The sequence below is a fragment of the Micromonospora sp. NPDC003776 genome, assembly GCF_053605645.1.
In genome coordinates this window covers 1-8,742 of record NZ_JBSGJR010000275.1, presented here as the reverse complement: position 1 = coordinate 8,742, position 8,742 = coordinate 1, and the positions used below count along the sequence as shown (strand labels likewise).

Genomic DNA, 8,742 nt, shown 5'->3' with positions numbered 1-8,742 from the left:
CGACGTCGAGCGCGGCACCGTCCCCGCCGGCCGCCGCACCCAGGATCCGACCCAGGGCGCTAATCGGGAAGACCAGCCGGTACAGGCCGTAGTTGATGTAGAAGTCGCCGGGGAAGCCGGTGCCGGTGTAGTGCGGCTCGTCCCAGCCGCCGTCCGGCCGCTGGGTGTCGACCAGCCAGCGCACCCCGCGCTGGGCCGATTCCCCGGCGCCGTGGCCGGCGGCGTGCAGCGCGAGCAGCGCCCAGGCGGTCTGGGAGGCGGTGGACTCGCCGCGCCCGATCCAGGACGGGTCGCGGTAGGAGCGCATGTCCTCGCCCCAGCCGCCGTCGGGGTTCTGGTGCGCCGACAGCCACTCCAGGGCCCGCCGGATCGCCGGGTGTCCCGTCGGGACGCCGGCCGCCACCAGCGCCGGCACCACGGCCCCGGTGCCGTACACGTGGTTGGCGCCCCACCGGCCGAACCAGGATCCGTCCGGTTCCTGGGACCGCAGCAGCCAGGCCACGCCGCGGCGTACCGGAGGAGTCCCGGCGAAGTTCTCCTTCGCCAGCGCCTCGACGACATGCGCGGTCACATCCGCGCTCGGCGGGTCGATCACCTCACCGAAGTCGCAGAACGGCAGCTCGCCCAGGATCGCCCGGGTGTTGTCGGCGTCGAAGGCAGCCCAGCCGCCGTCGCGGCACTGCATGCCCAGCAGCCACCGGGTGGCCCGCAGCACGGCCCCCTCGGCCGGTACGCCGGCCCGCCGCAACGCCATGATCACCTCGGCCGTGTCGTCGGTGTCGGCGTACCCGTCGTTGTCGAACTCGAAGGCCCAGCCGCCCACCGGCGTTTTCGGCCGGCGGACCGACCAGTCACCGCGAACCCGGATCTCCTCGCGGAGCAGCCAGTCACCGGCCCGGGTCAGCGCCGGATGCCCGGCCGGCAGCCCGGCGTCGGCGAGCGCGGTGACGGCGAGCGCGGTGTCCCAGACCGGCGACTGGCACGCCTCCAACCGGTGCACCGGGCCGTCCGCGGTCTCCTCCCGCACCGTGAATCGCTCCAACCCCTCCAGGCCGGCCCGGAGTACGGGATGGTCCAGCGGGTAGCCGAGCAGGTGCAACGCCATCAGCGAATAGACCCAGGGCGGTTGGATCCCGCCCCAGGATCCGTCGGCCTCCTGGCGGGCCACGATCCACTCGGCGGCCCGGCGCAGCGCGTGCCGGCGCACCGGCCCCCGGGCGATCCGCTCGTAGCGGCTGGCGACGCGGTCGAGCCGGTGCAGTACGCCGGATCGGGACGGCAGCCGGGGCGGCCGTGGCGGCGCCTGCCCGGTACGCAGCTCGTCGACGGAGAAGCCCAGCTCCCGGACCGGACGCACGGCGCGGACGATCGACAGCGGCACGATGGTCTGGCGGGCCCAGCAGGCGAAGTCGTAGATGTTGAACGGCATCCAGGACGGCAGCAGCACCAGCTCCGGCGGCACGGCGGGCAGGCTGGACCACGGCCAGTGGCCGAACAGGGCCAGCCAGAACCGGGTGAACACCCGGGTGGCGGCCAGCCCGCCGTGGGCGCGGATGAACCGGGCCGCCGTGACCAGATGTGGCGCCTCCGGTGAATCACCGGCCAGCCGCAGCGCCAGGTAGGCCTCGACCGTGGTGGAGAGGTCCCCCGGTCCGCCGTGGAAGGTCGCCCAGGCGCCGTCGGGGAGCTGCTGGGACCGGATCCACCGCGCCGACTCCGCGGTCCGCTCGGCGGTGCGGATGCCCAGGAACTGGCGCAGCAGCAGGTCCTCGGCGTCCATGGTGACGTTGGTGGCGAGCTCGCCCTTCCACCAGCCGGCGTCGTCCTGCAACCCCAACAGGTGGTCGCAGGCACGGCGCAGGGCCTCCCGGGCCGCATCGTGCGGGACCGGCGGCGTGGCCGGCTGGTCGGTGGCGGTGGGTTTCGTGGAGAGCAGGTCGGTCATCAGTGGTCCCGTCCGGTGATGAAGGTGGTGATGTCCAGCAGCTCCGCGCGGACGTCGGTGGGCAGGTCGAGGGCGTCCAGCTCGGCGCGGGCCCGCTCGGCCTCCTGCCAGGCCTGCCGCTCGGTCCCGTCGCGGGCCCCCGTCGCCTCGATCAGGGCGCTCGCCCGGGCCACCTCGTCATCGGTCAGCGGCGCCGCCGACCGGTACAGCTCGGCGAGTTCGTGCCCCGCCGGGTCCCCACTGGTGATCGCGCGGACGACCGGGATAGTGCGCTTGCGGGCCCGCAGGTCCGAGCCCACCGGCTTCCCGGTCCGCTGCGGGTCACCCCAGATGCCGAGCAGGTCGTCGACGAGCTGGAAGGCCAACCCCAGGTGCCGACCGAACCGGGACAGCCCCTCCACCAGGACCGGTGGCCCCTCGCAGAGGATCGCCCCGAGGGCGCACGAGCAGGCCAGCAACGCGGCGGTCTTGTCGCCGGCCATCCGCAGGCACTCGTCGAGGGTGACGTCCTCTCGGCGCTCGAAACTCAGATCGGCGGCCTGCCCGGCGACCAGGGCGCGGACGTCGAGGGCGAGCCGCCGCGCCGCCGGGCCACCCTCAGGCACGTCGAGGAGCGCCTCGTGGGCCAGCCCGATCAGCGCGTCCCCGGCGAGGATGGCCGGGCCGACCCCGAACACCGTCCAGGCTGTCGGCCGGTGACGGCGCTCGGTGTCCCCGTCCATCACGTCGTCGTGCAGCAGCGAGAAGTTGTGCGCCAGCTCGACCGCCGCGGCGGCCGGCACGCCGGCCTGCGGCTCGGCTCCGGTGGCGCTGGCCGACAGCAGCGCCAGGGTGGGCCGCAGCCCCTTGCCCCGGCAGTCGGCGGGTGACCCGTCGGCGTTCCAGTAGCCGAGCTGATAGCCACCGATCAGCCGGTTGTCCGGGTCCAGCCGGTCGAGCAGCGCCCGGATGGCCGGTTCGACCTGGGTCTGCGTCCGGTCAGCGCTGCGGCTGTGTGCGATGGTCATCGTGCGGCCTCCGTCTGGTGTCGGGGCCGGGACACGAGGTCGCGGGCGACGGCGTCGGCGGCCTGCTGGCCGCTGCGCACCGCGCCCTCCATCGTGTCCGGCCAGCCTGTGTCGGTCCACGCGCCGGCCAGGGCCAGGCCGGGTAGGCGGGTTACGCAACCGGGCCGGTACGCCCGGGTCCCGGGCGCCTGCCGGAAGGTTGCCTTCGGCTCCCGGGTGACGAACGCGTCCCGTACCGGGGTGTGCCGGGCGGCAGGGAACAGGTCGGCCAGTGCCCGGCGCTGCACCGCGACGAGTTCCGCGGTCCGGCGCTCGATCTCGGCGTCGGCCGCCGACAGCGACACCACCAGGTGCTGGCCGTCGACCCCCGGCGCCGACCGGTCGAAGATCCACTGAGCCGGGGACTCCACGGCGGCGGCCATGGACAGCTCGGTCACCCGGGCGGCGTACCGCAGGTGCACGTTGACGATCGGCGCCGCGCCCAGCCGGTGCCACTGCCCGGCGGTGGGCGCGGCGGCGGGCGGCACCAGCGCCGCCGCGGCCGGGTGCGGGACGGCCAGCACGATCCCGTCCGCCTCGATCTCGGTGCCGTCGAGCCCGATCCGGAACCCGTCCGGCTCCGGCCGTATCCAGCGGACCCTGGCCCGGACGTGCACCCGGGCGCCGAGCCGGTCCAGCAGCCGGCGGGCCGCGACGGCGTGCAGGTCGACCAGCGGGACGCGGGGGCGACCGATGTCGCCGGCGTCCGCGGCGTCGAGCAGACCCGTCCGGAACACCCTCGCCGCCAGCGCCAACGAGGCCTGCGCGCAGGGCAGGTTCAGCGCCGCAACGGTGATCAGGTCCCAGAGCCGGCGGATCGCCCGGGCACCCTGGCCGTGCTCGACGAGCCAGTCGCCGAAGCTGCGCCGGTCGGTGGCGGCCAGGTCCGGGTCGACGTACCGCAGCGCGGCGCAGGCCCGGACGGCGGCGAGCCGCTCCGCCGGGCTGAGCAGCCGGTAGCCGGCCAGCGCGGGGAGCAGATGCGCCGGCGCCGGCAGTGCCCGGCGGGTCAGCAGCTGCGGGGGCCGCCCCGGCAGCAGCACCGGCACCGCGAACCGGCGTTGCAGGTGGGTGCCGCCGCTGGTGCCGAGCCGGTCCAGCAGGCCCCGGTAGGCGGTGTAACAGCGCAGGAAGACGTGTTGACCGGTGTCCACCGTCAGGCCGTCGCGCCGCAGCGTGTAGGTGGCCCCACCGAGTTCCGGCCGGCTCTCCAGCAGGGTGACCGGTAGGCCGAGGTCGGCGAGCCGGATCGCTGCCGCGATCCCGGCCAGGCCGCCCCCGATCACGCAGACCCCGCCGGTACGGGTGGTCGGCGTCGTGATCGCCGCCCCGCTCACGCGGTACGTCCCACGAGGGCCCGCGCCGCCACCCAGACCTTCTCCCGAGCGGGCAGGGAGACGCGGCCACGGGTGACCGCCAGTGGATCGGCGGCCATCCGGGCGAGCAGCCGTCGGTAGATGCCGGCCATCGCGGCCGTGCAGGCCGCGCTGCGGCGGTCCAGCAGGGGCAGCAGCCGCAGGCCCCGGTCGTACCAGCCGGCCGCCCGGATGGCCTCGAAGCGCACCAGCCCGGCCAGCCGCTCGGGCGGATCGGCGAAGCCGGCGTCCGACAGCCGCAGTGAGCAGCCGAACCGGTCCAGGTCGTCGGCCGGCAGGTAGATCCGGCCGGCGGCCCGGTCCTCCACGAGATCGCGCAGGATGTTGGTCAGCTGGAGCGCTACGCCCAGCGCGTCGGCCAGCGGTTCGGCCCGACGCGGGTCGGTGGCGCCGAACACCCCGAGGGACAGGCGGCCGATGGAGCCCGCCACGCACCGGCAGTACCAGACCAGCTCGTCGAAGCTGTCGTAGCGGCGGCCGGTCACGTCGGCGACGCAGCCGTCGATCAGCTCGTCGAAGGCGGCCAGGGGGAGCGGCATCCGGGTCGCGGCGTGGCCGAGCGCGGCGAGCACGGGATCCCCGCCGCTGTCGCCGGGCAGCCGATGCAGCGCCTCGCGGATCTGCGCCAGCCGCTCCAGCTTGTCCTCGGGAGGCAGCGGCCCGTCGCCGATGTCGTCGATGCGGCGGGCGGTCGCGTAGACGGCCGAGAGCGCCCGCCGCTTCGCCGGCGGCAGCAGGCGGATGCCGTACGAGAAGTTGGCCGCCTGCGTACGGGTGACCTGTTCACAGTGCCGGTAGGCGGCCTCGATTCCGGTGATCGTGGTCATCCCGCACTCCGGACCGTGGCGGCCAGCCAGCTGGTGAGGACACGCCGTGCGCGGGGACGCACGGCGACCCGGAGCGGGTCGTGGTCGGCGTCCGCCAGTGCGTCGAGGGTGGCCCGGCCGCCGGCGAGATACCCGCTGACCGCCAGCCGGCTCCAGCCCCGCAACGCCGCCACCAGCGGCGCGCCCGCATCGAGCCAGGCGCGCGCCCGTTCCGCCTCGAAGCCGATCAGCTCCCGCAACGGCCGGCCGGCCGTGGGCCGGGCGAGGTCGGCCTCGGTGACGCCGAACCGGTCCATGTCCTCGCGCGGCAGGTAGATCCGGCCGCGCCGGTGGTCCTCGGCCACGTCCTGAAGGTGCTCGACGATCTGCAAGGCGGTGCAGACCCGGTCGGACAGTGCGAGCGTCGCCGGTGTGGCCTGCCCGAAGACGTGCAGGACCAGGTGGCCCACCGGGTTGGCCGACAGGGTGCAGTAGTCGACCAGCTCCGCGAAGGTGGCGTACCGGGTGACCCGCTGGTCGACCCGGTTCGCCTCGATCAGCCGGACGAACGCCTCCCGCGGCGGCCGGCACTCGGCCACGGTGGGCGCGAGGGCACGCAGCACCGGATGGGTCACCGCGCGGCCCTCGTAGAGGGCGGTCAGCTCGGCCTCGACGCCGTCCAGGGCGGCCAGCCGGTCGTTTCCCGCCGTCAGCGGCTCGTCGCCGAGGTCGTCGACGTACCGGGCGTAGCCGTACAACGCCAGCAGGTGGCGGCGGTGCCGGGCGGGCAGTATCCGTAACGCGACCGGAAAGTTCTCCTGCGCGCGAGCCTGCTCGACCCGCCGCGCGGTCGGGGCGTCGATCGTCCGACTCATCCTCGGTTCCCTCCTCTCGGGCGCGGGCCGATGGTGCTGCTCAACCGGGCAACGGGGTCGGTCGACCGCGGGCACCGGCCGGGTGCGGCCGCGTCTTTTCCGCACGCCGAACGCCCACCGGGGATTGGTGGGTCCCGGCGGCGAAGCATCGCGCCACCTGCTGCGGCTGCGGTGAGCCAGCGGTGGCTGCGGCGGGCATCTGCCGTGTCGGCAGCGAAATAACCTCAGGAGCCCGCAAAAGGAGCATAAGCACTTCGATCATCTCTGCTCCTCGAATCGCCTCGAATCCTTCGACCGGATCGTCGAGGCGCCGCCCGGGTGGGTGGCGGCGGACTCAGGCCCGTCGCTGGTCGGACGCGGCCGCCGTGGCCACGTCGACCGGGTAGTCGCGCCGGGCGGCGAGCAGGATGAGACCGTTGGCGACCAGTGGCACGAGCATGATCAGGAACGCGTCCCGCAGGCCCCTGCCGCTGGACCGGCCACCTGGCCCGCTGAGCTGGTCGGCGAGCCAGCCAAAGATGGCCGGGGCGGCCGCCTCGGCGGCGAGGCGCAGCATCGTTCGCAGGCTCTCCGCCCGCCCCCACAACCGCCCGGGGACGATGTCCAGCCGGGCGGCATCCAGCGGTGGGTTGGCCGTCGCCAGCGCACCGGCCCCCAGCGCGATCAGCGGCAGCGCCGCGAGCACCGAGGTGAGCCACACGCCGGGCAGGAAGAACACCGCGGCAGCCACGTAACCGAACGCCGGGACGACAACCCGGACCCGGGTGTGGCCCCGCGCCAGCGCCCGGTCGGTGAACCGCCCGGCGAGCACGGCACCGGTCAGCGCCGCCACCCCGATCATCGGCACCAGAGCGCCGAGCGTCGTCTGCGGGATGCCGAAGTGCCGGACCGCGAAGACGACGATGAAGGTCCGCATGCCGGCGAAGAAGAAGTAGCCGACCGACGAGGCCAGGATCAGCAGCCGGTTGGTCGGGATCGACAGCAGGTACCTCGCGGTCCTGGCCAGGGACCAGCGGTTGGGATCATCACGTACCACCCGGTCACCAGCCGGTGCGACACCCCGGTCGGCCATCACCGCCTGAGCCCGGCCGACAGGCCGCCCCGAACGGTCCGGCCGGCGTCCGGGCCTGGACGAACCGCGGTCGCTGGGCAGCCAGCCGGCGCCCCCACGAGCGGGCTCGGGCAGCAGCCGCCAGACCGCCACGGCCAGGACCGCGCTCGCGATCCCGAGCAGGACGAAGGCCGCGCGCCAGGACAGCGCCGCCGCGACCTCGCTACCGATCAGCAGCCCGATGCCGGCTCCGATGATCTCGCCGGTGAGGATCCAGCCGAGCACCCCCGCCCGGTTGTCCGGCGGAATGAGGTCGCCGGTCAACGAGACCACCACCGGGCCGGCCGCGGCCACGCCGGCGCCGAGCAGCAGTCGGGACCCCAGCAGCCACCAGTAGTTGGGCGCGAGAGCGCCGGCGATCATCGCGGCCGCCCAGAGCGCCACTGTGATCACCAGCAGACGCACCCGGTCGGTCCGGTCGGCGAGTACGCCCAGCGGCACCGAGGCGAACGCGCCGATCCCCGACGACGCCGTGGCGAGCAGGCCGAGGCGGGCATGGCTGATGTCGAGGCTCGCCTCCAACTGGCCGGCCGCCGCACCGAGCGTTCCGGTGTCCGCGCTGTTCAACGCCAGCACCGAGGCCAGCAGCAACACGACGCGTGCCCGGCCGGGGCCACCCAGCAGATGACGCGCCCACCGCGCCGGCAGCCCCTCCGGTTCCCCGTGTCCGCTCCGGTTATCCCTCACCGACCCCGGCCATGACTGTCCGACCCGCCGCACCGGCACCGTCTGGTGCCCATCCCAACTCTGCCCGACCGCCGGGTCGTCCGCGCCACGAACGGCACTGCACCGAACCCGGCGCTGGAGCGCGCGAAAACCGGTGGAACGGCGCGGCGGTACGCCACTACCGTGCTGCCGGACCAGGTCGTCTAGTTGAGGACGCGCCGTTGTACACCCTGTGAGACCTCCCGAGCGCTGATTTGTCGCGCGTCGCGCATCTGCGCCGCGCTCCTTCTTGCTGCGGATTTCTCACTGAAACCGGTGTGCTTCTGTGTCTGAAAACTGGGTGGTCGTACCCACCTGCCTGCCCCTCGTTCGCCGCCGTTGCCACGCCTGCGCGTCCGAGCGCTTTCGGGCAACCGGCAAATTCCGCGTCAACGCAAACCACAAGCTCATCGACGCCTGGCTCCTCGCCCGCTGTACCGGCTGCGGGGACACGGTCAAGCTCACGCTCCTGGAGCGGATGACGGTGCGCTCCGTACCGCCTGAGCTGCTGGACCGGCTGCATGACAACGACGCTGGCCTGACAGCAGAGCTGCTCCAGGATCCGCTCGTGCAGCGCCGCAACCGCATCGCCCTCGACTGGGACGGCGCCTGGCGCCTCGACACAAACGGATCCGATCACCTGGACCGCGAGGTGATCGACGTCCGGGTCCGCTTCGCGGCGCGGATCCCGGTCCGGCCGGTGCGACTGATCGCGGAAGGTTCCGGTCTCTCGCGGGCCGAGGTCGAGAGACTGATCGGGGAGGGGAAAGTCGTCTCGGCGGTCCGGCTGAGCGGCAAGCTCTCCGGCGACTTCACCTTCACGCTCAAACGCTGACCCTCCTTGGGGACCCGGGCCTGTCCGGCGTGATCCGCCGGAC

Annotated in this window: 7 protein-coding genes; 1 reads left to right on the top strand and 6 read right to left on the bottom strand. The window is 74.0% G+C overall.

Annotated features, from left to right (window positions below):
• The 6 genes from shc to ACWEVO_RS21355 form a co-directional block, all read right to left on the bottom strand.
• On the bottom strand, positions 1 to 1,945 hold a 1,945-nt coding region (shc, locus tag ACWEVO_RS21380), incomplete at its 3' end, for a squalene--hopene cyclase (protein ID WP_452309291.1).
• Positions 1,945 to 2,952, bottom strand: coding sequence for a polyprenyl synthetase family protein (locus tag ACWEVO_RS21375; RefSeq protein ID WP_452309290.1), 1,008 nt, complete (start codon positions 2,950 to 2,952; stop codon positions 1,945 to 1,947). The genes shc and ACWEVO_RS21375, both read right to left, overlap by 1 nt.
• Complete coding sequence (gene hpnE / locus ACWEVO_RS21370; RefSeq protein WP_452309289.1) at positions 2,949 to 4,328, bottom strand: hydroxysqualene dehydroxylase HpnE; 1,380 nt, start codon at positions 4,326 to 4,328, stop codon at positions 2,949 to 2,951. The genes ACWEVO_RS21375 and hpnE overlap by 4 nt, the downstream gene beginning before the upstream one ends.
• Complete coding sequence (gene hpnD, locus ACWEVO_RS21365) at positions 4,325 to 5,194, bottom strand: presqualene diphosphate synthase HpnD (RefSeq protein WP_452309288.1); 870 nt, start codon at positions 5,192 to 5,194, stop codon at positions 4,325 to 4,327. The genes hpnE and hpnD overlap by 4 nt, the downstream gene beginning before the upstream one ends.
• On the bottom strand, positions 5,191 to 6,048 hold the full coding sequence (hpnC, locus tag ACWEVO_RS21360; RefSeq protein WP_452309287.1) for a squalene synthase HpnC: 858 nt from the start codon (positions 6,046 to 6,048) through the stop codon (positions 5,191 to 5,193). Before hpnC ends, hpnD begins: the two co-directional genes overlap by 4 nt.
• A 334-nt stretch (positions 6,049 to 6,382) precedes the next feature.
• On the bottom strand, positions 6,383 to 7,753 hold the full coding sequence (locus ACWEVO_RS21355; RefSeq protein ID WP_452309286.1) for an MFS transporter: 1,371 nt from the start codon (positions 7,751 to 7,753) through the stop codon (positions 6,383 to 6,385).
• A 412-nt stretch (positions 7,754 to 8,165) separates the two neighbouring features.
• Here ACWEVO_RS21355 and ACWEVO_RS21350 point away from each other — a divergent pair, with 412 nt between their 5' ends.
• On the top strand, positions 8,166 to 8,699 hold the full coding sequence (locus tag ACWEVO_RS21350; protein WP_452309285.1) for a DUF1062 domain-containing protein: 534 nt from the start codon (positions 8,166 to 8,168) through the stop codon (positions 8,697 to 8,699).
• Positions 8,700 to 8,742: the final 43 nt, after the last annotated feature.

Coding starts and splice junctions, on each gene's coding strand:
- ACWEVO_RS21375 (WP_452309290.1), bottom strand. CDS start 2,952: ATGACCATCGCACACAGCCGCAGCGCTGACCGGACGCAGACCCAGGTC.
- hpnD (WP_452309288.1), bottom strand. CDS start 5,194: ATGACCACGATCACCGGAATCGAGGCCGCCTACCGGCACTGTGAACAG.
- hpnC (WP_452309287.1), bottom strand. CDS start 6,048: ATGAGTCGGACGATCGACGCCCCGACCGCGCGGCGGGTCGAGCAGGCT.